Source organism: Megasphaera jansseni, assembly GCF_047974155.1.
In the GTDB taxonomy this organism is placed as follows: Bacteria; Bacillota; Negativicutes; order Veillonellales; family Megasphaeraceae; genus Megasphaera.
Window position 1 is genome coordinate 71,817 of record NZ_JBHYRR010000007.1, and the last position, 23,522, is coordinate 95,338.

At 51.9% G+C, this 23,522-nt stretch carries 18 protein-coding genes and 1 tRNA gene; 5 read left to right on the forward strand and 14 right to left on the reverse strand.

All coding sequences use genetic code 11. The features are described from left to right. Positions 1–52: 52 nt before the first annotated feature. A complete protein-coding gene (locus ACE418_RS04195; protein WP_416449440.1) occupies positions 53–1,282 on the reverse strand; it encodes a [Fe-Fe] hydrogenase large subunit C-terminal domain-containing protein in 1,230 nt (409 codons plus the stop codon). Positions 1,283–1,445: 163 nt separating this feature from the next. On the opposite strand from ACE418_RS04195, the gene ACE418_RS04200 reads away from it, so the two are divergent. The 4 genes from ACE418_RS04200 to ACE418_RS04215 all read left to right on the forward strand — a co-directional run bounded on the left by ACE418_RS04200 (position 1,446) and on the right by ACE418_RS04215 (position 3,922). Continuing rightward, complete coding sequence (locus ACE418_RS04200) at positions 1,446–2,792, forward strand: MATE family efflux transporter (RefSeq protein WP_416449441.1); 1,347 nt, start codon at positions 1,446–1,448, stop codon at positions 2,790–2,792. Positions 2,793–2,882: 90 nt separating this feature from the next. Continuing rightward, positions 2,883–3,200, forward strand: a complete 318-nt coding sequence (locus ACE418_RS04205; RefSeq protein WP_416449442.1) for a hypothetical protein — start codon at positions 2,883–2,885, stop codon at positions 3,198–3,200. Positions 3,201–3,228: 28 nt separating this feature from the next. Next, positions 3,229–3,642 carry a hypothetical protein gene (locus ACE418_RS04210; protein ID WP_416449443.1) on the forward strand — a complete coding sequence of 138 codons (414 nt, stop codon included), beginning with the start codon at positions 3,229–3,231 and terminating at the stop codon, positions 3,640–3,642. A 206-nt stretch (positions 3,643–3,848) separates the two neighbouring features. Further along, positions 3,849–3,922, forward strand: a tRNA-Gly gene (locus tag ACE418_RS04215). Between the two features lie 176 nt (positions 3,923–4,098). Here the strand turns inward: ACE418_RS04215 and ACE418_RS04220 are convergent. The 6 genes from ACE418_RS04220 to ACE418_RS04245 form a co-directional block, all read right to left on the reverse strand. After that, entirely contained in the window at positions 4,099–5,430 is a 1,332-nt protein-coding gene (locus tag ACE418_RS04220; RefSeq protein ID WP_416449444.1) for an anaerobic nitric oxide reductase flavorubredoxin, read from the reverse strand. Between the two features lie 39 nt (positions 5,431–5,469). Continuing rightward, on the reverse strand, positions 5,470–6,117 hold the full coding sequence (locus ACE418_RS04225) for a cupin domain-containing protein (protein WP_416449445.1): 648 nt from the start codon (positions 6,115–6,117) through the stop codon (positions 5,470–5,472). 348 nt (positions 6,118–6,465) lie between these two features. After that, on the reverse strand, positions 6,466–6,894 hold the full coding sequence (locus tag ACE418_RS04230; protein ID WP_416449446.1) for an Hsp20/alpha crystallin family protein: 429 nt from the start codon (positions 6,892–6,894) through the stop codon (positions 6,466–6,468). 83 nt (positions 6,895–6,977) lie between these two features. Further along, positions 6,978–7,418 (reverse strand): Hsp20/alpha crystallin family protein, encoded by a 441-nt coding sequence (locus ACE418_RS04235; protein ID WP_416449447.1) that lies wholly within the window; start codon positions 7,416–7,418, stop codon positions 6,978–6,980. Positions 7,419–7,831: 413 nt separating this feature from the next. Next, on the reverse strand, positions 7,832–9,154 hold the full coding sequence (locus ACE418_RS04240; protein WP_416449448.1) for an MFS transporter: 1,323 nt from the start codon (positions 9,152–9,154) through the stop codon (positions 7,832–7,834). A 492-nt stretch (positions 9,155–9,646) separates the two neighbouring features. Further along, the gene (locus ACE418_RS04245; RefSeq protein ID WP_416449449.1) at positions 9,647–11,605 is read right to left on the reverse strand and encodes a heavy metal translocating P-type ATPase; all 1,959 of its coding nucleotides are present in this window, start codon (positions 11,603–11,605) and stop codon (positions 9,647–9,649) included. Between the two features lie 181 nt (positions 11,606–11,786). Between ACE418_RS04245 and ACE418_RS04250 the strand changes: the two genes are divergently transcribed. After that, positions 11,787–12,680 carry a ketopantoate reductase family protein gene (locus ACE418_RS04250; protein ID WP_416449450.1) on the forward strand — a complete coding sequence of 298 codons (894 nt, stop codon included), beginning with the start codon at positions 11,787–11,789 and terminating at the stop codon, positions 12,678–12,680. A gap of 417 nt (positions 12,681–13,097) precedes the next feature. Here ACE418_RS04250 and ACE418_RS04255 read toward each other — a convergent pair whose 3' ends face one another. The 7 genes from ACE418_RS04255 to ACE418_RS04285 all read right to left on the reverse strand — a co-directional run bounded on the left by ACE418_RS04255 (position 13,098) and on the right by ACE418_RS04285 (position 22,797). Beyond that, positions 13,098–14,246: an acyl-CoA dehydrogenase gene (locus ACE418_RS04255; protein ID WP_416449451.1), complete on the reverse strand. Its 1,149-nt coding sequence runs from the start codon at positions 14,244–14,246 to the stop codon at positions 13,098–13,100. Between the two features lie 201 nt (positions 14,247–14,447). Continuing rightward, positions 14,448–15,566: a 2-hydroxyacyl-CoA dehydratase subunit D gene (locus ACE418_RS04260; protein WP_416449452.1), complete on the reverse strand. Its 1,119-nt coding sequence runs from the start codon at positions 15,564–15,566 to the stop codon at positions 14,448–14,450. Next, positions 15,566–16,852 carry a 2-hydroxyacyl-CoA dehydratase subunit D gene (locus ACE418_RS04265; protein WP_416449453.1) on the reverse strand — a complete coding sequence of 429 codons (1,287 nt, stop codon included), beginning with the start codon at positions 16,850–16,852 and terminating at the stop codon, positions 15,566–15,568. Before ACE418_RS04265 ends, ACE418_RS04260 begins: the two co-directional genes overlap by 1 nt. A gap of 20 nt (positions 16,853–16,872) precedes the next feature. Continuing rightward, on the reverse strand, positions 16,873–17,649 hold the full coding sequence (locus ACE418_RS04270; protein ID WP_416449454.1) for an acyl-CoA dehydratase activase: 777 nt from the start codon (positions 17,647–17,649) through the stop codon (positions 16,873–16,875). Between the two features lie 41 nt (positions 17,650–17,690). Beyond that, positions 17,691–19,244, reverse strand: a complete 1,554-nt coding sequence (gene pct, locus ACE418_RS04275; RefSeq protein ID WP_416449455.1) for a propanoyl-CoA transferase Pct — start codon at positions 19,242–19,244, stop codon at positions 17,691–17,693. A gap of 822 nt (positions 19,245–20,066) precedes the next feature. Continuing rightward, a complete protein-coding gene (locus ACE418_RS04280) occupies positions 20,067–21,587 on the reverse strand; it encodes an L-lactate permease (protein WP_416449456.1) in 1,521 nt (506 codons plus the stop codon). A 313-nt stretch (positions 21,588–21,900) separates the two neighbouring features. Next, positions 21,901–22,797, reverse strand: a complete 897-nt coding sequence (locus ACE418_RS04285; RefSeq protein ID WP_416449457.1) for a mechanosensitive ion channel family protein — start codon at positions 22,795–22,797, stop codon at positions 21,901–21,903. Positions 22,798–23,522: the final 725 nt, after the last annotated feature.

Below are 23,522 nucleotides of genomic sequence, written 5' to 3' on the forward strand. Positions count from 1 at the left end.
CCCCCTACAAACTCTGACGAAAAAGATCACTACATGATGACCATACCCTTCATCAGTCAAAAATACGGTCGTACAGGTGGCTCCGTTCGAGGAATTCTTCAACCGTCGGGAAGCCGAGTTTCTTCAACAGTTCGATGACATAGGGATTTTCCATAGGCGTCTTGTAAGCCGCTTGTTTGCCGTAGGCCTGGACGTTGGCCTTGCCTTCTTCTTTCTTGATGATGGCCCGGGGACCGCCGACGCAGCCGCCCATGCAGCCCATGCCTTCAAAGAAGTTGCCATCGCGGTTGCCGGCCAGGATGTCGTTGATCATGGCCTTGCAGGCCGGGACACCGTCAGCTTTGCGCGTCTTGATGTCGACTTTGCGGTCCGGGTTCAGCTGATGGACCGTTTCGGTGACAGCTTCAGCGACGCCGCCGGCATAGGCATAGCTGATACCCGCTTCCGAAGCATGGGGGACATTGTCTTCCGGCAGGGAGACCAGGTCGATGTCGGTGACAGAAAAGAGGTCGCGCAGTTCCTGATAGGTCAGGACGTAATCAATAGCGCCTACCAGGTCCGGTTCTTTCCGTTCGGCTTTCTTGGCCAGGCAGGGACCGATAAAGACGGTCTTGGCCTTGGGATGGAGAGCCTTGACTGTGCGGCCGCCGGCGATCATCGGCGAGACAGAGCCCGGGACGTTAGGCAGGAGCTGGTGATAGAGCTTCCGGATCATGGCGATCCACATGGGGCAGCAGCAGCTGGTGAGCTGGAACTGGTCTTCGTTGTTGATGTTCTTATCGAATTCCAGGGCTTCTTTCAGAGTCAGGATATCGGCAAAGACGGCGACTTCCAGCATGCCCGTGAAGCCCAGGCGCTTGAAGGCCGTCCGCAGTTTCCCCATGGTAACATCGGGACCGAACTGGCCGGATACAGCCGGAGCGACCAGGGCATAGATAGGGCCATCGTAATCGTGCAGTTCCTGGACGACAGGGATGAGGTCTTTCCGCGTCTTCAGCGTATCGAGCTGGCAGGCATCGACACAGGCCTGACAGCCGACACACTGGCTGTCGTCGATGGCGATGCCATCGGGGCCGGACGTAATGGCACCCCAGTCACAGGCTTCCTGGCAGTGATGGGGTTCGTCGGGCGGACAGAGACAGGGCTTGACCCGCCAGATCAGGGGATGGTCGTCGGGATGAGCCAGACAGTCTATCAATTTCGGGTCGCCATCGACACCGATGGGCTTACCTTCTGCGGCCCGCTTGAGCATCTGCTGGTATAATTCATCTAATGTTTTCATGAGGAACCTCCTTATAAATAGTTGCTAAAACGAATGCTACAGCCTTATTGTAGCAGATTTTTCGTCATTACAACAGTTTTGTGATAATTTGATATTTTATATTGAAAAAGCCGGCCCAGATTGCTATAGTGAGTACGATTTGCAAAAAAGGAGGCTTTTTTTCATGAAAGGTATCGCCGATTTCACACGCGGTCCCGTAGGCAGGCAATTAGTATACTTTGCGCTGCCCCTCTTTGCGTCGCAGCTCTTACAGATTCTCTATAATATGGCCGACATGGTCATCGTCGGCCAGGTCATGGGAAAAGTCGGGCTTTCTGCCGTCGCCATCGGAGGCGACATCACGAATTGCCTGACTTTTGTAGCCATGGGCTTTTCCAATGCCGGCCAAGTGCTGCTGGCGCTCTACATCGGTGCCGGGAAACGTCGGGAACTGACGGCCTTCGTCAATACGCTGTTCCTGCTCCTCTGCGCCATTGCCGTCGTCACGACGAGCCTGGGCTTATACTGGCGCCATGAAATTCTGGGGCTCATGCAGGCCCCGCCGGAATCGTTCGACCAGGCCCTGGCCTATGCCAGCCTGACCATAGGCGGCTTATTCTTTATTTATGGCTATAACGCCATCAGCGCCATCCTGCGCGGCATGGGCGATTCCAAGCATCCCTTTTATTTCATCAGTATCGCTGCCGTGACCAATATCGTCCTGGATATCGTCTTCGTCATCTGCTTCCACTGGGAAGCGGCCGGAGCCGCTATGGCCACCGTCTTCAGCCAGGCCCTCAGTTTCATCCTGGGAATTCATTTCTTATGGCGCCATCGAAAAAATTACGCGCTCTGGCAGGATACGTCGCGCTTTTCCATCGACAGCCATGCGGCGATAGAGCTCGTCAAGCTCGGTATCCCCATGGCCATCAAAAATGCTTCTGTCCAATTCTCCAAGCTCTTCGTCAGTTCCTGGATCAACTCGTATGGCGTCGCCGTATCGGCTTTTGCCGGCATTGCCAACAAACTGACGAGTACGGCCAACCTCATTTCCAACGCCATCAACACGGCCGGTTCCACCATGGTCGGTCAGAACATCGGCGCCCGTCAATACGGCCGCGTCCGCCAGATCATCCTCACGATTTTTGAAATCGTCACGATCCTGGCACTCATCGCCTCGCTCATCCTCTGTCTCTGGCCGGTATCGGTATACCATTTGTTCACGACGGACGACGCGGTCATCGCTGTCGGGCTGGAATATCTGCCCATCGGCGTCCTCTGTTTCTTCAGCTGTGCCGGCCGTTCGGGCATGAACGCCCTCATCAACGGCAGCGGCAACACCAAAATCAATTTTGCCACAGCTATTTTCGACGGCCTCGTCCTGCGCCTGGGGTTATCCGTCCTGTTCGGGCTCTGCCTCAACTGGGCTTACCTCGGCTTCTGGCTCGGCGATGCCCTGGCCAACTTTACTCCCTTCTGGGTAGGCGCTGCCTTCTATGCCAGCGGGAAGTGGAAAACGCGCCGGCTCTGAACTTTATCCATTTTGTGAAGGAAACGCGCCCCGTCCGCTACTAAACCGTCACAATGGACTCGTATACTAATAGCACAAGGAGGGATAGTTATGAAGATAAAACGCCTTATCGCTTTATCCGCTATGGCCGCAGCGCTTGCCAGTGGTGCCGCCTTTGCTCAGGATAACCATTATGATGGCTACTTGCATCATCCGGCCACATTGCAGGATCAGCAGCCGCCGTTTTTAAATCATAAAAAAGACAGCCGCGAAGAACAAATCCGTAAACAGCGTGAAAAAGAAGAAAAACAGCGCATTGAACGGGAAAAGAAAGAACGCCAGCGTGCAGAAGCTAAGAAAAAAAAGAAAAAATCTTATAAAAAACCCAACTTCAACCATAACAATCAGCAGAACTGGCCTCATTTCTAAACAGGCCAACTATTTCAAGGGGGAATAAATGATGAAGACATGGAAACACTTTTTAGCCGTAACAGCAGCTGCTACGGCACTGATGAGCGGCGCAGCCTTTGCCCAGTCGGCTCCGCAGAATACACCTTGGCAGTATGGCCAGAACCAGCCGCAGCAGGTACAGCAGAATCAGCCGCAGGACCAGAATGACCGCAACCGCCAGCAGCCGAACGTAGCCCAGCCGTCGAATAAACAGCAGGCTCCGAAAGACAACAACAAAGACCAGAACAATAAGAATCAGAAAAAAGAAAAAGCGCCTAAAAAGACGCCGGCAGGCAAAGATAAGACCAAAGACGTAAAGAATACAAAGAATAACAAAGACGTCAAATCGCCGTATCAGCAGGACCAGAACCCGACATACGACAAGGCCATCCAGAAGACACTGCCGGGGTATAGCCGGTAGTGATTAGTGGCTCGTGGCTCGTGGCTCGTGGCTCGTGATTAGTGATTAGTGGCTCGTAGGGGTTCGTAGGGGCTTGTCGCATGAATACTTCTGTCCTCATGCACGGCCCCTTTTTTCCTTGGCGTTTGATGTTTGATGAAACAGCTGCAAGAAGGGGCTTTACAAAACACGGGAATGCTGGTAAAATAACTAAGTAAATGTTTCATGCGGGTGTAATTCAGTGGTAGAATACGAGCTTCCCAAGCTTGGTACGAGGGTTCGATCCCCTTCATCCGCTCCAGAATAAAAAGGGCTGTCGCAGGTGCGACAGCCCTTTTTATCGTAGGGGCCGTCCCAAAGGGCGGCCCGTTGTGGCTAGGGGCTAGGGGTTATCAGGCCACCTCCCCTATAAAGGGAGGCAAGCGCTCGCAGCTAGTTACTAGCCACGAGCCACTAACTACGAGCCACTTTCTCTACTTAGCCGGCATAGCCGCCTTTTACGCCTTCGCGGGCATCGTTTTCCCAATTTTCGAAATGTTCTTTGGCAGCCTGGCCAATCTGTTCGTCGTTGTTGTAATCGCCGAGTTCTGTCGGTACTTCATCTTCCTTGGCTTCGGAAGCGCTGACGGCGGCTGCGAAATCCCGGCCGTATTGGCGGCACGTATCCTGGGTTGACTGGTCCGGGTTCCACTGGCAGCGCAGTCCGTCGTTGACGACGTCGAAGCCGGCACCCTGCAGGAGGGCTGTAATCTGTTTGACGGCTTCACCGCTCCAGCCGTAACTGCCGAAAGCAGCGGCTTTCTTATTCTTGAATTTCAAGCCGCGGATCATTTCCATGATGCCGCCGATGGAGAAGAGGAAGCCGTAGTTGATGGTCGGCGAACCGACGAGGATGGCCTTCGACTTGAAGACTTCCGTAACGATGTCGTTCTTGTCGTCGACAGCGGAGTTGAAGAGTTTCACGGTCAGCGTCGGATCCGTTTCGCGCAGCCCTTCGGCGATGCATTCAGCCATGCGGCGCGTGGAATTCCACATCGTATCGTAAATGATGGTAATCTGGTTTTCCTGGTAGGCTTTGGCCCAATCCTGGTATTTGGCTACGATTTTCAGGGGATCTTTGCGCCAAATGACACCGTGGCTCGGGCAAATCATGCTGACCGGGACGCCCATCTTGAGGATTTCGTCGATTTTCCGCGTCACCATGGGGCTGTAGAGATTGAGGATATTGGCATAATATTTCATGGCTTCCTGATAGAGTTCGGCCTGATCTACGCAGTCGTTGTACATCTTTTCGCTAGCATAGTGCTGGCCGAAACCGTCATTGCTGAAAAGGATGTTTTCGCCGGTCATATAGGTGAACATCGTATCCGGCCAATGAAGCATAGCCGCTTCGATGAAGACGAGCTGGCTGCCGCCCAGATCCAGCGTATCTCCGGTCTTGACATTAACGAAGTTCCAATCCTGATGATAAAGGCCGCGCAGGATGGCTTCCCCTTTCTTGGTGCAGTAAATCGGCGTATCCGGGATTTCCCGCATCAAGGCCGGCAAAGCGCCGCTGTGGTCGTTTTCATTGTGGTTCATGACGATATAGTCGATGTCCTTGAGGTCGATTTCTTTTTTCAGATTAGCGACGAATTCGTCGTCAAAAGGTTTCCAGACCGTATCCATGAGGACCGTCTTTTTATCGCGGATCAAATAAGAATTATAAGACGAACCTTTTTCTGTCGAATATTCGTGGCCGTGGAATTCATTCAATTCCCAGTCGATTTTCCCTACCCAAGTTACTTTTTCTGTAATTTTTTTACCCATGATGATTGTCTCCTTTTCAGTTATCTCTGTATGATGAAATTATTCTAACGTAAGCAGCAATGCCATTTTAAAGGGTCCATCGGCAGTGATGGCGTGGCGTCCGTTCTTGGCAAAGGCAAAGTTTTCGCCGGCCTTGATTTCATGGTCTTGGCCTTCATAACGGATGACAGCGTTGCCTTCCAGAGCAAAAACCAGCGCTTCTCCCGGTGCGGCATGTTCCGAAAGCCCCGTGCCGGCGCCGAAACTCATGACGACGAACTTGACCTTAGGCGACTGGATGATGTCGCGGTTGATAATCTTACCATCCTGGCAGGGTACGAGGCCTGCCAAAGAGAAAATCTTGCCTGCATCGATGTTCATAAGGTATTCCTCCTCTACTGTAAGTTCCGTATAGACCGCCCCATCGCGGCTCTTCATGCCAACGGGTACGGATGGCGGTGCGATGATGGCCTGACCAGCCACCAGACGCTGTTCTTCCCCCGGCCAGTGAACGGTCAGCGTGCCGTCAGCGACATAGAGGACTTTCGCCTGCCTGTAGATTTCCGGACTGATGTCCGTACCGGCAGCCAGGGAAAAGTAAAAGACTTGATACTGGGCTTCATTGACCAGTTCTTTAGAAATCGTACAGCCGGCCACAGGGGCATTATCACGGCTGATAGAAAAGATGCGGCCTTTCGTTTCTTTCATTCCAACCACCTCGTTTTTTCTTTCCCTTCGATATGTTAAGTATACGTTTTTTTCATCATCACAGCTGTTGTAATTACAACAGATAATAGAATTTCTCAATTAAAAAAGAGACATCACATTACGCGATGCCTCTTTTTAGGGGTTAGGGGTTAGGGGTTAGGGGTTAGGGGTTAGGGGTTAGGAGTTAGGGGCTAGCGGATGGCTTTAAATTTAAAGCAACCTCTCAGACCGCCTTCGGCGGCCAGCTCCCCTATTAGGGGAGCCTCTACGAGCTGCTAGCCACTAACTGCTAGCCACTAGCCACAAAAAAAAGACCTGCCGTATATGCGGTAGGTCTTTTTTTCATCCTCACTGGATTTCAATGGTGTTGGTCGGTTGTGCCTGTTGGGCATCTTTCGGGAGGGTTATGGTCAGGACGCCATCTTTGAAAGCAGCCTGGATACCTTCTTTCTGAATGCCTGTGACAGGGAACTGACGGCAGAAGGACGAACTCGAACGTTCTTTGCAGATGTAGTTGTGCTGTTCATCTTGCGAATCCTTCTGTTCGTTGTGGCTGGCAGCCAGGGTCAAGACGTTGTTGTCGTAGCTCAGATGGATGTCTTCCTTCTGGACGCCCGGCAGATCCGCGGTCATAACGTATTCGCTGCCTTTGTCTTCGATGTCGACTTTCGGCATGGTGCTGGTGAATTCACTCGGCCACATAAAGCGATTGAAGAAGTTATCAAAAACATCGGGAACGGAAAATTCATTATCAACAACTGGGAATAAGCTATTCATAAGTCATGCCTTCTTTTTATGTGAAATTACGGTTTCGGGACGTTTGGGAATTTGGCGGGCGCCCCACGTGGGCGCCCCTACAATCATTTGACCTCAATGCGGTGGGCTTCAGCCACTTTCTTCGGGTCTTCTTTCGGCAAGGTTACGGTCAGGACGCCGTCTTTAAAGGCTGCCTGGATACCATCTTTCTGGATGTTGCGGACCGTGAACTGACGGCAGAACGTATGGCTGCTGCGTTCTTTGCGGATATATTTCTTTTTATCGTCTTTTTCGTCTTTCTTTTCTTCGTGTTTAGCCGTCAAAGTCAGGACGTCATCGTTATAGCTGACGTTGATGTCTTCTTTGGCGATGCCCGGCAGGTCGGTCGTCAGGATGTAAGCCTTATCGGTGTCTTCGATATCTACCTGCGGTACACGGTAGCCGGCTTCCGTCGGATTTTCAAAGCTATTGAAGAAGTTATCAAAAATCGTATCAGGGAATACAAAATCGCTGTTCGTTACAACTGGAAATAAACCTTTCATCATAATCATTACCCTCTTTCAACAGATTGTTCATTGTTGCTATGAGTGAACCTTCTTTTCAGTTCTGTTCTTTTGACCTTTTTGCTTATCTCTCTGTAACCTCTTCCTGATTACAGCTATATCATAAACTCTATTAGCACTCTTGTCAAGTGAGTGCTAATAAAAAATTTCAAAAAAAGTGCTGTCGCATAAACGACAGCACTTTTTAGTGATTAGCCGCTAGCAGTTAGGGGCTAGGAAAAGAAACCTCTCCGGCCTTTCAGGCCACCTCCCCTATTAAGGGAGGCAAAGAACGCGGTCTGTGACCTGCGACCGGCGACCGGCGGGCCGCCCTTTGGGACGGCCCCTACGAATGCATCCGCGGTCTGCGGCCTGCGGCCTGCGAACAGCGGGCGCCCTACGTGGGCGCCCATCAATCATTTATCCTGCGGGACGAGTTGTTTGCCCGGTTTTACGAAAATCCAGGCTACGATGGCGATGATGCCGAACAGGGACGTTGCCGTGAAGGCGTTGTTCCAGCCGTAGTTAGTGACGAAGAAGGCGGTAACAATCGGAGCCAGGACGCCGCCGATGTTGCCCCAGAGGTTGATCCAACCGGAAACGGAACCGGTGTATTTACCGCCCAGGGAGATGACGGAAGACCAGCTGGCGCTCATAGCAAAACCTAAGGCACCGAGGGAAACGGACATCCAGAAGATGTTCATTGCCGGGTCAGCCGTATGGGAGGCGATGTACAGGCCGAGGGACGTAACGGCAACGCCGGCCATGGCCGTGACGGTACGCATCTTATACTGCATTTCACTGTGGCTGCCATTGGCAATCTTGTCGGAAACGAAGCCGGCCAGGAAGACCATGGCCATCAAAGCAATCCAGGGGCAGGAAGCCCAGAAGCCCATGGATTTCAAGGACATGTTGTGGACTTCAGTCAGGTACATGGGCAGCCATGCCAGGAAGACGTACATGATGTAGTCGACGACCATGAACTGGATACCGACGGCCCAGAACTGGGTCGAGCGGAGGAACTTATTCCAGGGAGCGACGGCTTTCTTCAGGGAGTCAGCCGAACGGCCTTCGTTGATGTAAGCGGCTTCTTCCGCATTGACATAGGGGCTGTCTGCCGGATTGTCGCAGGCGAAGCGGTGCCATACCCAGGCCAGGGCGACGCCGACGAGGCCGAAGATGATGAAAACGGCATGCCAGCCGAAGAGGCCCATGAGAGCTACCGTGGCGACAGGACCGACGACGGGGCCGAAGAAGGTCCCCAATAAGATGGACGAGCTGGCCTTGCCTTTTTCGTGTTTATTGAACCACGTAAAAGTAGCAGCCCCTAAGGACGGGAAGACAGGCCCTTCGCCGAGGCCGAAAGCCAGGCGGACAGCAGCAAAACTGATCTTGCCCTTAGCTAATGCCGTCAAGGCCGTGAAGACGGACCACCAGAGAATGGCTAAAGCACCGGTCTTGCGCATGCCGAACTTTTCAGCCAGGATACCGCCAGGGACCTGCATCAGCGCGTAGCTGGCGAAGAAACAGGTCTGAATGAAGCCCATGTCGATTTTCGTGAAGCCAAATTCCTGCATGATGACCGGCGTCGCAACGGAAAGGTTGACGCGGTCCATGTAAGCGACGAAACTGATTAAGAAGATTAAAAACGCGATTTTCCATCGGAAGTTTGTCATCGTGCCGGCAACAGCCCGCGTTTCAGCTGCAGCGGTCATGATCTTACCCATTGCTTTTTCCATAGCCAATACCTCTTTACCTGAATACCAAAATCCCCAATAAATAATTTGATAATGAATACTGTATAAGTCACACCCAGGGGATATAAAAAAACCCTGCTGCTCCAGCGGAGCAACAGGGGCGATGATTCGCGGTACCACCCTGTCATTATACTCAGTGTCTGACAGACTGCCGATAACGCCGGACGGCGTCTGTACCTCAATTCCCTAGAAAAACAGTCGGTACAGAAACTCCCGGGCGAAGTCGGACGATTGCACCTCGCCGGATTTTCAGCACCGCCGGCTCTCTGCAGAGGATGGGAAATCGTCTTTTACCCGTTCATCGTCATTATATCTGCACTGCTTTCACAGTGCCCTGTTTGTGTGATGTGCCTATTATCCCTGAAAAGAGGCTGGTTGTCAAGGGTTTTTGTTAATATTTTTAAATTTTCTTTCGTTAAACGTTATATTTTCAATTTAGTTAAACGTTTTTATTACCGATTTGCCAGGAAGGCTTTATTTTTTGTAAAGCATGCGTACCGAATTGAGGACACATAAGGCAGCGACGCCGGAGTCGGCGAAGACGGCAGCCCACATGGAAGCATAGCCGGCAAACCCGGCAATCATGACCACGGCTTTGACGCCTAAGGCGAAGACGACGTTTTCCATGGCGATTTTCATGGTTTCCCGGGAAAGATGCAAGGCTGCCGGTACGGCACTGACCCGTGACTGCATGAAGACGACGTCGGCCGCTTCAACGGCTGCATCGGCACCGCTGCCCATGGCAGCTCCGACATCGGCCCCGGCCAGGACAGGCGCATCGTTGATGCCGTCGCCGACGAAGAGGACCGGCCCGTACTGCTGGCGCAGGGCCGCCATCTGATCGACTTTATCCTGAGGCAGCAGCTTGGCCCGGACGTCGTCAATACCCGTCTTGGAGGCGATGTAATCTGCCGCTTTCTGAGAATCACCGGTGAGCATGGCTGTCGTGATGCCCATGCGGGAAATAGCCTTGACGGCGTCGACAGCGTCTTCTTTGATGGTGTCCGAAATGACCAGCCGGCCGGCATAGGTCCCGTCGATGGCAACATACAATTCCGACCCGTATTCGACATCATCCAGGTTCGGCAGAGCGATATGCTGTCCGTCCATGAGCTGGCGGTTGCCGCAGAGGACGGTATGGCTGCCGACCTGGGCTTTCAGGCCCTGACCGGCGATTTCTTCCATTTCCGACGGTTCCGTAAGGGTCAGGCCCTGTTCGCAGGCCTGGGCGACGACACTGCGGGCAATAGGATGGTTCGACGCCTGTTCAGCCGACGCGCAGAGGCAGAGAACGTCATCGGCACTGCGGTTATCGGCCGGCACGACCTGATGGACGACGAAGTTGCCTTTGGTAATGGTCCCGGTCTTATCGAAGACGACGGCAGCGATATGCTTCATCTGTTCTATGGCAATGCCGCCTTTGAAGAGGATGCCCTGTTTCGAGGCAGCCCCGATGCCGGCGAAGAAACTCAAGGGGACGCTGAGGACCAGGGCGCAGGGGCAGCTGATGACCAGGAAGGTCAGGGCCGTGTAAATCCAGTAATGCCACTGACCGGTCACCAGCGATGGGATGACAGCTGTAGCCACTGCAATGGCGACGACAGCCGGCGTGTAGATGCGGGAAAAACGCGTAATGAAACGGTCGATCTTCGGCTTGCGGGCCGCTGCCCGTTCGACGGATTCCAGGATTTTCGTGACCATGGATTCAGCCAGGGGTTTCGTTACCTTGACGTGCAGAACGCCAGTCGTATTGATACTGCCCGACAAAACTTCCGAACCTTCCCGGCAGGCCACAGGGACAGGTTCACCGGTCAGGGCCGACGTATCGAGGAGGCTTTCACCAGCCGTGACGACACCATCCAGCGGGATACGGTCACCGACGCGGACGACGACGACATCACCAGCAGCGGCATCTTTGGCTGGAATCGTGACGGTCGAACCATCGGCAGTTACGCGATGGACGACTTCCGGCCGCATATCGATGGCAGCAGCCACCTGTTTGCGGCTGCGGTTGACGGCCCGGTCTTCCAGGGCTTCGCCAACACGGCTGAAAAGCATGACGGCGACGGCTTCCGGATAGTCACCGATGGCAAAGGCACCGATGGTAGCCACCGCCATGAGGAAGTTTTCATCAAAAGGCTGGCGCTTCATGATGTTTTCTGCAGCTTCCCGCAGGACGCCGTAGCCTAAGAGCAGATAGGCAACGATATACGCAGGAAGGGAAAAAGAATCCGGAATGATGCTGGTCAAGTAGGTGACCAAAAAGAGGACCGTCCCGGCGACGAGAGTCCACAAAGGACTTTCTTCTTCATCATCATCGTCATCACTGCAGCAGCTGCAAGTGCCGACAGCATCCAGTTTTACCGTTTCTTCTTCGTCATGATGGCCGTTGCAGCAGGAACAGCCTTGGTCTTTCAAAAATTCTTCTGCCATAGATATGCCTCCTTTAATACTTGCTTTGGATTTGACTTCATCATACCATTAAACCTAAATATGTTCAAGTGTTCATATGTTATCTTCATATACTTTTTGGGCATACCCTCCCCATTTGCCGTTTCTTCGGCCCTGTGCCATAATAAGGTATACTTAATTTGTCAAAAGAGGGGTTGATACTATGAAAATTATGATTACTGGCATCGGCGGCGTCGGGGGATATATCGCGTCCGTCCTCTGTGCCAATTATGATGACGTGACGCTCATTGCCCGGCGGAAGCGGAAAGCATCGCTCGAAACAAAAGGGCTTGTCGTCCACAGCGATTTCTTTGGCGACCACGTGGCCCACCCGGCCGTCACCGACGATCCCGCCTCGGCAGGTATCCAGGACGTCATCTTCGTCTGCGTCAAGAATTATTCCCTGGAATCCGCCCTGACGGCGGTCCTGCCCTGCATCGGCGACGATACGATCGTCGTTCCTGTCCTCAACGGCTTCACCTATCATGAAATGGCGGCAGCCCTCATGAAGCGCGGGAAAATCGTCGATTCCGCCATCTATATTACCTCGTCTTATAAAGAAGACTACTCCATCCGCCAGGAAGGGCGCTTCGCCCGTATCTACATCGGTTCCGACGACGCCGGAGCGACGAAGAAGGTCTATGACGTCCTCAACCACCCCGGCCTGACCTGCTGCATCGCGGAGAATATCACTGTCGAAATCTGGCGCAAATTCATCCTCAACTGCGCCTATAACGTCCTGACAGCATACTACCGGACCTCTATCGGCGGTGCCCTCTCCCAGCCCCATGGCAAGGAAGAATTCCGGGCCCTCCTGCAGGAAGCCTATGACGTCGGCAAAGCGGCTGGTGTCCCCCTGCCCGACGACGTCGTAGATGACCAGTACGACCGCATTTTAGGCAGCGATGACATGGACGCCACGAGCTCCCTCGAACGGGACATCGCCGCCGGCCATCAGAGCGAACTGGACACCTTCAGCGGAGCCCTCATCCGCCTGGCCCACCAGTACGGCGTGCCTGTGCCCATGTCGGAGAAATGTTACCGGGCGTTGGTGTAAAGGCGCCCATACGGGCGCCGCAGGCCGCAGTTCGCAATCCGCAGGCCGCTGTGTAAAGCCCCGTTAAGTGGTTCGTGGCTCGTGGCTCGTGGCTCGTGGTTAGTGGTTAGGGGTTAGGGACTAGGGGCTAGGGGTTCGTAGCTCGTGGCTCGTGGCTCGTGGCTCGTGGTTAGGGGCTAGGGGTTAGGGGCTAGGGGTTAGGGGTTAGGGGTTAGCAGTTAGCGGCTAGGGGTTAGCAGTCAGCTGTTAGCGGAAAGTTTTAAATTTTGGGCTATTCACTACTAACTACAAACACGAAAAAGAGAGGCTGTCGCATCGGCGACAGCCTCTCTTTGTAAGCGGTTTTATCTCATACTGTTTTATACTATTTCTATACGTGTTTCAAAAGGAGGAGAGTTCTGTTAGGAAACTCTTTGATTATCTGAGGATGGCGCCAGAGATAACCATCTGCTGTACCTGGTTGGTGCCTTCGTAGATCTGAGTGATCTTAGCATCGCGCATGTAGCGTTCAACCGGATATTCACGAGTGAAGCCATAGCCGCCGAATACCTGGACAGCATCGGTAGTGACCTGCATAGCGATATCAGAAGCATATTTCTTAGCGATAGCTGCGTCGACGGAGTAGGATTTAACGTCGGGCTGAGCCATTTTCCAAGCTGCTTTGTAGACAGCGAGGCGAGCCGTTTCAATCTTGAGTTTCATGTCTGCGAGCATGAAGCCGATAGCCTGGAATTTAGCAATCGGTTTGCCGAACTGCGTACGTTCTTTAGCATACTGAACAGCTGCATTGTAAGCGCCTTCAGCAATGCCGAGAGCCTGTGCGCCGACGCCAACACGGCCGCCGTCGAGGGTCATCATAGCGATCTTGAAGCCTTCGCCTTCTTTGCCGAGGAGGTTTTCAGCCGGAACTTTTACGTTCTGGAATACGAGTTCACGCTGTACGGAAGCGCGGATACCCATTTTAACTTCTTTTTTACCATAGGTGAAGCCTTCCATGCCTTTTTCGAGGATGAAAGCGCTCATGCCTTTAGCGCCTTTGGATTTGTCCGTGGAAGCGAATACGACAGTAACGTCAGCTTCGCCGCCGTTGGTGTTGAAGACTTTGGAGCCGTTCAGGGTGTAGCTGCCATCTTCGTTTTTCGTAGCGACGGTGGAGCCGTTCAAAGCATCGGTACCAGCGTTCGGTTCCGTAAGGCCAAATGCGCCGAGTTTTTTGCCTTCTGCGAGGGGTTTGAGGAATTTAGCTTTCTGTTCAGCTGTGCCAAATTTCCAGATCGGCCAGGAGCAGAGCATGGTGTGTACTTCAAAGCTGAGTGCGATGGACGGGTCAACTTTAGCAACTTCTTCGCAAGCAACTGCGAGGCTGAGGAAGTCAGCACCTACGCCGCCGTTTTCTTCTTCCCAGGGGATACCGAGAAGACCGAGAGTACCCATTTCATCGAGGATAGCGCGGTCGAATTCTTCTTTTTCGTCGCGATCTTTGACAGTGGGAGCTAATTTTTTTTCTGCGAAATCTTTTGCGAGATTTGCAATATCTTGCTGTAATTCAGAAAGTTTGAATTCCATGATTGAGTTTCCTCCTAAAAGATTGTATATATGGTTTTTATTTAAAAACGGCAGAGCCGTCTTTAAAGCGTCATTGACAGCCCGCAGCCCGCACGATTGCGGGCCGCAAGCTGCAAATCAATTTGCCCGGGAACAGGCAATATATCATGTAGCAGGCACCTTTCGGAGTCCCGCCCAGATGTCTTATAGATGAGGTGTTTCTTAGAGGATTTCCGAGAAAGCCTGGATACGGGTGCGGAGCTGTTCGAGCGACGGCGATTCGATGTCGAGGTCGAGGACGGTGTAGCGGACACCGGCAGCTTCGAATTCCGGTTTGTAAATCGGATAGTCGAATTCTTCCGGATCGCAGAAGCGCATCATGCAGATGACGACAGCGTCAGCATTGTATTTCTTGGTCATGTCGATGAGCATCTGGCCACGCGGTTTGTCTTCGTTCAAAGCGAGCGGGCAGCCATCGAAGTCCTGCCACTGCTGAGCGAGCTGTTCGAGCGGATCGATGCCGGACGGTACGTCCGTACGGAACTGACGGGATTCCTGAGCGAGGTCGTCAGCGACGACAGCGATGTTGAATTCGCTGAAGATGTCGAGGAATTCATCCGGTTCTGCCATGATACCGGAGAGGATGACTTTTTTGCCATTCCACGGCTGTACCGGTTCTTTCTTGACAGCGTCGATGAGTTCGCGAACCAAAGCCGTGTGTTCTGCTTTGTCCATGAACCAGCGTGCTTTGATGACGTCATGACGTTTTACCGGAGTGAAGATCTGCGGGTACTGAGCGGCTACGTCGCAGAATTCACGCATAACCTTACGGTTTTCGTTGTATACTTTGATAGCTTCCTGGATAGCCAGGTCGGAGATTTTTACATTGAGGATGCGTTCCAATTCAGTGCGGACATGTTCGTATTCAGCTTTGAGGAAATCGACAGCCGGGCGGATCTTGCGGTTCTGCGGCTGTGTGAAGACGATGACCGGAGCTTTGCCGTGCCATTTCTGGCTCATGCAGCGGAGTGTATCGCAGGGAACGGAGAAGATGACAGCGTCGAGGCAGTCATACGTGCCGTTGAGCTGGAGTTCCATGTCAGCCTGCATCAAGGAACAAGCGAACGGAGGAAGATAAGTACGAGCTGCGGAAATCTGCGGGTTCTGGGAACCGAACATGCCTACCGGGAGGTAGCCTGCAGCGTATACGATTTCTTCCGGAGCGTAGTAAGGCATCATGCCTACGAGGCCTTTGCCCTGTTTTTTATAATTCAAAACCGTCTTCTGGGGATGGTTGGATACTTCCTGTAATTTGCTGATAAGTTCGTCGATCTGACTCATTAGTGGTTTCCTCCTTCATTGGCTTTTTTGTCTGCCATCATTTCTGCCAAAGCTTCTACGCGGGTATCGAACTGTGCTTCCGAGAAGTTACGAGCATCGGTCTGGTCGCCGTCGAAGATGACGTACGGTACGCCGAGGTTCTTCTGGACGCGCTGGCCGCCTTCGTTGTTGAGGAGGCTCATGTTCTTGCAGGAACGGTTCTGATGCATGATCAAGCCGTCGCATTTGCCATCGCGGACAACTTTTTCAAGAACGGCACCGCGCTGTTCGAGGCAGCAGTTGATGTATGTACGGGAATAAGCTTCTGCCATGGATTCGAGGTCGCCCGGTTCGTAGGAAACGTCCCACATGCCAGGATAAGCAGAACCCGTCATGAGAGCGCCCTGGCCTTTGAGTTCTTTGAAGGTGTGGCCGAGAGCGATCCAGACAGCGATACCTTCCCAGGTAACACGGGATTTTTCGTTGTCACCGAAAGCCCATTTCTTGTTAGCTACTTTTTCGTCCAATTCTTTGATGAACTTGTTGAAGGTGATTTCAGAGTAGTTCAGGGAACGAGCAGCAACGGCGAGGCCCATGTAGTTGAAGAGGTCGAAACCGTTGAGCGGCGACGGTTTGTACTGGAAGTACGTTGCGATTTTGTTCCAGGCAGCGATAGAGCGCTGAGTCTGTTTCTGTACTTCGAAGAATTTGTCATAGTCGAAGGGACGGCCACAGAGGTCTTCGAGCTGTTTGATAGCGTGTTTGAATTCGCCGACGATGTACTGTTTAGCGTGTTTCGTGACAGGGAATTCATGGTTGAACGGTACGTCGATGTTGATGAGAGGTACGTTCAATTCTTTAGCCAGGTTTTCATACCATTTGAGCAAGGTATTGCAGATGTTGTTGCAAGTGAGGACAACATCCGGAAGGGGAATCGGAGAAGCCGGGGAGTTTTTGAGAGCTTCCGGCGTTTCGCCTGTCAGAGCCTGCTGTTTGAGGAGTTCCATATAGCCCATGTTGACGCGGCAGTAGGAACAGATGTCCTGGTTATAACCTTTGTTTTCAGCAACTTCGAGCATGGCCGGAGCACCGTGACGGGCACCGATACCAGCTGCGTGAGTTTCCGGATAGACGATGGCGATGTCCATAGCCGTGCAGAATTCCGGAGGAGCGACAGAAGCGGACCAGCAAACGAGGCGGCCTTCTTTTTTCGCTTTACGTGCGTCTTCATCGACTTTCGGCAAGAAGTAACCAAGGGCTTCCTTGGAGCTCATGCTTTCAATATCTACTGTTTTTTCTTCACTCATGATTTGTTCTCTCCTTTGACTTATTTCTTGATTTTATCATAAGCAATCAAAGCAGCTCCGAGGGCACCCACCGCTTGGGGATGCAGAGCGACTCTGACAGGGATACCTAATTCTTTCGAAACGGCATCGACGACACCGGGATCGCGGGAGCCACCGCCGGTCATGGTCAGGTCTTCACCGACACCGACGCGGCGCACGAGGGCGCAGGCCTTGGCGGCGATGGACTGATGGACACCGGCTACGATGTCTTCTTTCGGGACATTCTTGGAAAGAAGGGAAATGACTTCCGATTCAGCAAAAACCGTGCAGGTACTGCTGACGGCAGCGGGATGCTTCGATTTGAAGTACCAGTCCCCCATTTCAGACATGGGGATTTCCAGTACCTTCGACATGACGTCGAGGAAACGGCCTGTACCAGCGGCGCATTTGTCGTTCATGGCAAACTGCATGACCAGGCCCTGGCCATTCAATTTGATGGACTTGACGTCCTGACCGCCGATATCGAGGATGGTCGTCGTACCGGGGCATTCAAAGAGGGCCCCTTTGGCATGGCACGTGATTTCACTGACTTCGCCTTTGGCGCAGTCGACATTGAAACGGCCATAGCCTGTGGCGATGATATTCGCCATGTCTTCAATTTTTAAGTTGGTGCCTTTGAAGACTTCGTCCAGGACGCGTTCCGGACCGGTCGAGCCGGTACCGATTTCAACGACGGCATGGGCGAGGATCTTCTTGCCATCTTCCAGGATGACGGCCTTGGAAGAGGAGGAACCAACGTCGATTCCGAGAGTATACACGGTTTTCACCTTTCTTTATAAAGAATCAACTGGTAAATGAATTATTTTTTCAAACCCATCGGGCCGTCCTGGAAGAGGCGGGCATCCATGAGTTTCGGATTATCGATGATCGGCTTGAAGTCCATATGAGCGAGGATATCTTTTTCAATATCGATGCCCGGTGCGACTTCGATGAGTTTCAAGCCGTCTTTGGTCAGTTCGAATACGCAGCGTTCCGTAATGTAGAGGACGTGTTTGCCGTTGCGGGCTGCATAGGAACCGTTGAAAGTAATCTGATCGACAGCTTTGATGAACTTCTTGGCTTTGCCTTCCTGGAGAATCTTGACTTTGCCATCTTCAACAGCGATTTTCAAGCCGCCAGCCGTGAAGGTGCCGCAGAAGTAAACATTCGGGGTCTGCTGGGAAATGTTCGGGAAACCGCCGCAGCCGGCAACGTTGGTACCGAACTTGCTGACGTTGATGTTGCCAGAAGCATCGCACTGAGCCAGGCCGAGGTAAGCGATGTCCAGACCGCCGCCATCGTAGAAGTCGAACTGATAGGTATGGTCGATGATGGCATCGGCATTACGGGACGAACCGAAGCGGGCACCGCCCTGCGGTACGCCACCAATAGCGCCGCCTTCGACGGTCAGGGTAATCGTATCAGCGATACCTTCTTCACCGGCAACGGAAGCAACGTATTCCGGAGCACCGACGCCGAGGTTGACGACAGCGTTTTCAGTCAATTCCAAAGCGCCGCGGCGGCCGATGATTTTCTTGGCGCTCATGGGGAGAGCTGCGTCGGCAGCGCCTTCGGGAGCACGATGTTCGCCGCTGAGGGACGGATCGTATTCGCAGTCATAAGTCTGCTGATGGTCTTCCGGAGCAGCTACGACGACATAGTCGACATAGATGCCAGGGATTTTGACCATGCGCGGGTCGAGGCTGCCGTGAGCGACGACGTCTTTGACCTGGACGATGACCTTACCGCCACAGTTGTGAACGGCCTGGGCTACGGAAGTGCTTTCGAAAGGCCCGATTTCTTCGTCCATGGTGATGTTGCCCGATTCATCGGCATAGGTGCCGCGGAGGAAAGCTACGTTGACCGGGAAGGTCGGGTAGAAAAGCTGTTCATGACCATCGACTTCGATTAATTTAACGAGGTCTTCTTTGGTTACGTCATTGAGCTTGCCGCCGAGCTGACGGGGATCGAGGAAGGTTTCCAGACCGATGTCGGTGAAGACGCCGAGTTTGTGACCTGCCAATGCGCGGAACCAATGAACTAACGTGCCCTGCGAGAAGTTGTACGCTTCGATTTTGTTTTCAACAGCCAGTTTGCCGATAGCCGGTACTGTCTGCCAATGACCGATGATGGCGCGTTTCAAAAGACCCGTATGTGCCAGATGTTCTGCAGCACGGCCATCACGTTTGCCCTGGGAACCAGCATAGATGTAAGTCAGGTTCTGCGGAGTGTTCGTATCCAAGAACCGTTTTTCCAAGGCTTTGGTCAGTGCTTCCGGATGGGCGCTGCTGACAAAACCGATAGACGTAATCGTGTCGTTGTCTTTTACGAGCTGAGCTGCTTGTTCAGCTGTAATGATTTCTACTTTTCTCATTACCGTAACTTCCTCCTGCTATGTGGAATGTACCGACGCTGTCGTCGCTACTGTCGTATACCTTTGTGAAAATTTTCCAAAGGTGAATTACTGACTAGAATAATATCATGGAAAATTAATAACGTCAATGAATAAATCGGGACAAATTAGTCACAAGGAATAGAAAATCTACAAATCTATTCCACTTTAGAATTATAAATTATGATATTTATAATTATTTACTGAACTATAATTTTTCAGTGAGTCAAGCCGATAAAACTGCTTATATACTGATATAACAGAGATATTTTAAGCATGTATCTCTTTAATTAAAATGATATTATTTATCATAAAGTTGGAAAGCCCTGTAAAACAGTCATGACCAAAAGGTACTGTTAAAAATCAAGCATGACAATTCGTTATAGTATGTGAAAATTCGTACTTATTCTTTCGTTTTAGAATAGTTCGTAATAGGAAGTTTAGGGGCTAGGGGTTAGGGGTTCGTGGCTAGGGGCTCGTGGTTCGTGGTTCGCCTGAATCATCTAAAAAAGCTGCCGCACGAAGCCCAGATGGCTTAATGCGGCAGCTTTTTTGCGCTGTAGGGGTCGCCACGTGGGCGACCCGTTGGATATTTGGTGGCGCTCTCCCCAAAATGAATAATCACTCATATTCTAAGACAGGCCCATTATGATTGTATGGAACATAATAGATTGGAGTATATTGAACGTTTTCACGCATATTATTTGTCATGTATAACGTCTACATCACATTTCAGGCGGGCTTGCCACGTGCAAGCCCCTACAGCAAAAGGGACTGTCACACGTGCGACAGTCCCTTTTTCCCCTACCCTACCAGGACCTGTCCGAAGTAGACGATGGCCCCTAAGAGGATGATATATGGTACGTAAACTTTCATGATTGCCTGGAGGATTTCGTTATCCTTGCCGGTCAGGGAAATGGCCCCGACGGCGATGGCGATACTCTGAGGCGAAATCATCTTGCCTGCACAGGTACCGGCCGAGTTGGCAGCGGCCAGCCAGGCTTTATTGGCATGGATAGCGGCAGCGGCATCGGTCTGGAGGTTGCCGAACAGGACGTTACTCGATGTGCCCGAACCGGTGATGAACGTGCCGACAGAACCGATGAGCGGTGCAATGGCCGGATACATCATGCCCGTAGCTTCGACGGCCGTGCGGGCGATATCCGATGTCATGCCGCTGTAGCCCATGACTTTAGCCGTAGCGATGACGGCGATGATGGTGATAATCGTATTGCGGAGACCTTTGATGGTATTCAGCAAGACGAAGAACATTTCACTGAAACGGGCCGACTGGGCCTTGCCGCTGATGAAGGCGGCCAACAAGATGAGGATGCCCGGTGTATTGACCCAGACAAAAGTATAAGGTACGCCTCCCTGCCCCGTATAGATGAGGACCGACGATTTAATGGCCATGAGCGGTGCATGGATGAAGGGAACGAGTTTCGATGTCAGCAGCAAGAATACGAAGATCAAGATGAACGGCAGGCAAGCCAGCAGGCCGCCGCGGATCGGTACGTGAGCCGGATTGATATCCATGGCATATTCCGGATCATCGACGGGCCGGAAATGGGAATACAAGACGATAAGGGCCATGATGACGATAGATGCGCCCATGACAGCCAGTTCCGGACCGACAAAGGCCGATACGATGAGTTCAGGCACTGCCAGGCCTAACGCCGAGAGCAGGGTAATCATGAAGACGCCTTTAAGGGCTTTCAGCGAGCCGCCGACGATGGCGACGATGATGAACGGGCAAAGGATGTTGAGCGGCAGGAGCTGCAAGCTGATATACGTCGACAACTGTACCGGATCGATACCCGTCAAGTTAGCCAGCGTACTGGCCGGGATGCCGATGGAGCCATATGTCGTCGGAACGGAGTTAGCGACCAGGCAAACCAGGATAGCCTTGATGGGATCGAAGCCCAGGGCAACCAGCATCGATGCCGGGATAGCGATAGCCGTACCGAAGCCGGCCATACCTTCCATGAAGGCGCCGAAGCCCCAGCCGATGAGCAGGGCCAGGACGCGGCGGTCCTTGCTGACCGTCGTCAGCATGTGCTTGACGATATCCATGCTCTTGGTATACAAGGTCAGATTATACGTAAAGATAGCGGCGATGATGACCAATAAGATAGGCCAGCATGCCAAGGCCACGCCTTCCAGGGCTGCCGTAGCGGCATCCATGCCCGGCATGTGATACCAGGCCAGGGCGACGGCAAAAGAAATGATCAAGGCAATAGGACACGCCTTGAAGCTCTGCATCTTCAGGAAGCCCAAAGAAACGATGAGCCATAAAATAGGTGACAACGCCAATAAAAATACCATAATACAAATACCCTCTTTCTTTGTTCTTTTTTGAACTTATTATATGCTCAAAGACTATTAATGATTAAATAATTAATTCCAGAACAATATGATAATATTATATAATAGAAAAAGAGCATAAATCAACAGCTTAATAATGCTATTAAAGTATAGATAAAGTCTTAGTTAGACGAAAAACGCAAGATTATATCCCGATTTTGGCGAGGATTCTTATTTCCGGTCCTTATTCTTTTTTTCACATACTACGGATATGGTATAAAAAAAACAGCTATTTCCTGAGAAATAGCTGAAAATACGTTCATAGAGTAACGTTTTATTGTTCATTTTTCTGTATATAAATTACGCGCTGCGGATAAGGTATATCAATACCGTTGGCATCGAACGTATCCTTCACTTTCGACATGGTGTCGTAATAGACGGGATAATAATTTTCTTTGGCGACCTTGGGAAAGGCGGCGATGCGTACGGAGCTTTCGGCAAATTCGCGTATCCCGATTTCCATCGTATCGGCATTGAGGACCCGCTTATCCTCCTGAAAGATCTGCTTCAGCAGGGCGATGGCTTTGTGATGGTCATTCTGATAGCCGATGTCGAAGAAAAAAGTGATGTACCGTTCCTGCTGGTAAGAACTGTTCGTCACCTGAGACGAAGTGATGCTGGAATTCGGAATGAAGATCGTCTTGTTGTCTTTCGTCGTAATCGCCGTATTCATCATCTGAATCCCTTTGACGCTGCCTTCCACGCCGCCGACAGCAATCCAGTCTCCCGCTTTAAAAGGCTTGAAGATCAGGATCAACAGGCCAGACGCGAAATTCGACAGATTGCTCTGCAAGGCCAGGCCGACAGCCAGACCGAAAGCGCCAAAAGCGGCCAAGAAGGAATTCGTCGGAATCCCTGCCTTATTCAGGGCCGACAACAGGACCAGGGCCATGATGGCATAATAAATCAGCTGGCTGACAAAGGTGATGACCGTATGATCGTAATTGGCGTGAGTCATCATGCGGACAGCCAGATTTTTGAAGGCCCGGGCCACATAGCGGCCGACAATGAAGATGACGATGGCATAGAGGACATCGGGACCGTGATTGAGCAGGAAATCCTTCAAGTGGTCCAGCGTCGTGACGCTCTGCGTGACCTGGTTCTGGACATCGGCCTGGACGGCATTAGCCGCCTGCTGCGCCGTATCAGCCGTATTTTCAGCAATATTCATGTTCGTACCCTCCTCTTGTGTGTAGTTCTATTATACCCGGGATTGGGGATAGTGGCTAGGGATAAGGCTAAGCGGTTAGGGGTTAGCGGTTAGGGGTTAGGGGTTCGGGGTTCGTGGCTCGTGGTTCGTGGCTAGTAGGGCTCTCCTGCTAGGAGAGCTGTCAGCGCAGCTGACTGAGAGGTTAACCTCTCCGGCCCTTCGGGCCACCTCTCCTATGAGGAGAGGCTTCTGACGGGTACCTTACGTTACAGTTACCATCATTCTCTCATTATACTAGAAGCGGGCTCGCCACGTGCAAGCCCCTACAATTGCGCAGACAGGCGATAAATAATTCACAATCTGTGACCTCGCGCATCAATACATACAAAAAAAGAGGCTGTCGCATTAAGACAGCCTCTTTTTACGTTGATCGTAGGTCGTTCATCGTTTGTCGTATGGGATTAAAAATATCAATCCATCGCGATGAACGATGAACTACGAACGAAAAACTTTTAAGTTGAAGGGGCCTCGCATGATGGCAAAAACCTTCGTGCGACAAGCCCTTTTAAGTTGTTAGTGGTTAGCAGTTAGTTGTTAGCGGATGGTTAAAAATTTAAATCCCATTTCTACAGACTACCAACTCCATGCTGCAAACTATAAAGAGAAAGGGGCCTCGCATGATGGCAGAAGCCTTCGTGCGACAGCCCCTTTGCGAACAGCGGACTGCGAACAGCCAACTGCGTTTA

Bases quoted from the DNA above. Each gene is read 5' to 3' on its own strand.
- ACE418_RS04265 (WP_416449453.1), bottom strand. From the start codon at position 16,852: ATGAGTGAAGAAAAAACAGTAGATATTGAAAGCATGAGCTCCAAGGAA.
- ACE418_RS04260 (WP_416449452.1), bottom strand. From the start codon at position 15,566: ATGAGTCAGATCGACGAACTTATCAGCAAATTACAGGAAGTATCCAAC.
- ACE418_RS04240 (WP_416449448.1), bottom strand. From the start codon at position 9,154: ATGGAAAAAGCAATGGGTAAGATCATGACCGCTGCAGCTGAAACGCGG.
- ACE418_RS04255 (WP_416449451.1), bottom strand. From the start codon at position 14,246: ATGGAATTCAAACTTTCTGAATTACAGCAAGATATTGCAAATCTCGCA.
- ACE418_RS04220 (WP_416449444.1), bottom strand. From the start codon at position 5,430: ATGGGTAAAAAAATTACAGAAAAAGTAACTTGGGTAGGGAAAATCGAC.
- ACE418_RS04235 (WP_416449447.1), bottom strand. From the start codon at position 7,418: ATGATGAAAGGTTTATTTCCAGTTGTAACGAACAGCGATTTTGTATTC.
- ACE418_RS04285 (WP_416449457.1), bottom strand. From the start codon at position 22,797: ATGAATATTGCTGAAAATACGGCTGATACGGCGCAGCAGGCGGCTAAT.
- ACE418_RS04225 (WP_416449445.1), bottom strand. From the start codon at position 6,117: ATGAAAGAAACGAAAGGCCGCATCTTTTCTATCAGCCGTGATAATGCC.
- ACE418_RS04245 (WP_416449449.1), bottom strand. From the start codon at position 11,605: ATGGCAGAAGAATTTTTGAAAGACCAAGGCTGTTCCTGCTGCAACGGC.
- ACE418_RS04200 (WP_416449441.1), top strand. From the start codon at position 1,446: ATGAAAGGTATCGCCGATTTCACACGCGGTCCCGTAGGCAGGCAATTA.
- ACE418_RS04250 (WP_416449450.1), top strand. From the start codon at position 11,787: ATGAAAATTATGATTACTGGCATCGGCGGCGTCGGGGGATATATCGCG.
- ACE418_RS04280 (WP_416449456.1), bottom strand. From the start codon at position 21,587: ATGGTATTTTTATTGGCGTTGTCACCTATTTTATGGCTCATCGTTTCT.
- ACE418_RS04230 (WP_416449446.1), bottom strand. From the start codon at position 6,894: ATGAATAGCTTATTCCCAGTTGTTGATAATGAATTTTCCGTTCCCGAT.
- ACE418_RS04195 (WP_416449440.1), bottom strand. From the start codon at position 1,282: ATGAAAACATTAGATGAATTATACCAGCAGATGCTCAAGCGGGCCGCA.
- pct (WP_416449455.1), bottom strand. From the start codon at position 19,244: ATGAGAAAAGTAGAAATCATTACAGCTGAACAAGCAGCTCAGCTCGTA.
- ACE418_RS04205 (WP_416449442.1), top strand. From the start codon at position 2,883: ATGAAGATAAAACGCCTTATCGCTTTATCCGCTATGGCCGCAGCGCTT.
- ACE418_RS04210 (WP_416449443.1), top strand. From the start codon at position 3,229: ATGATGAAGACATGGAAACACTTTTTAGCCGTAACAGCAGCTGCTACG.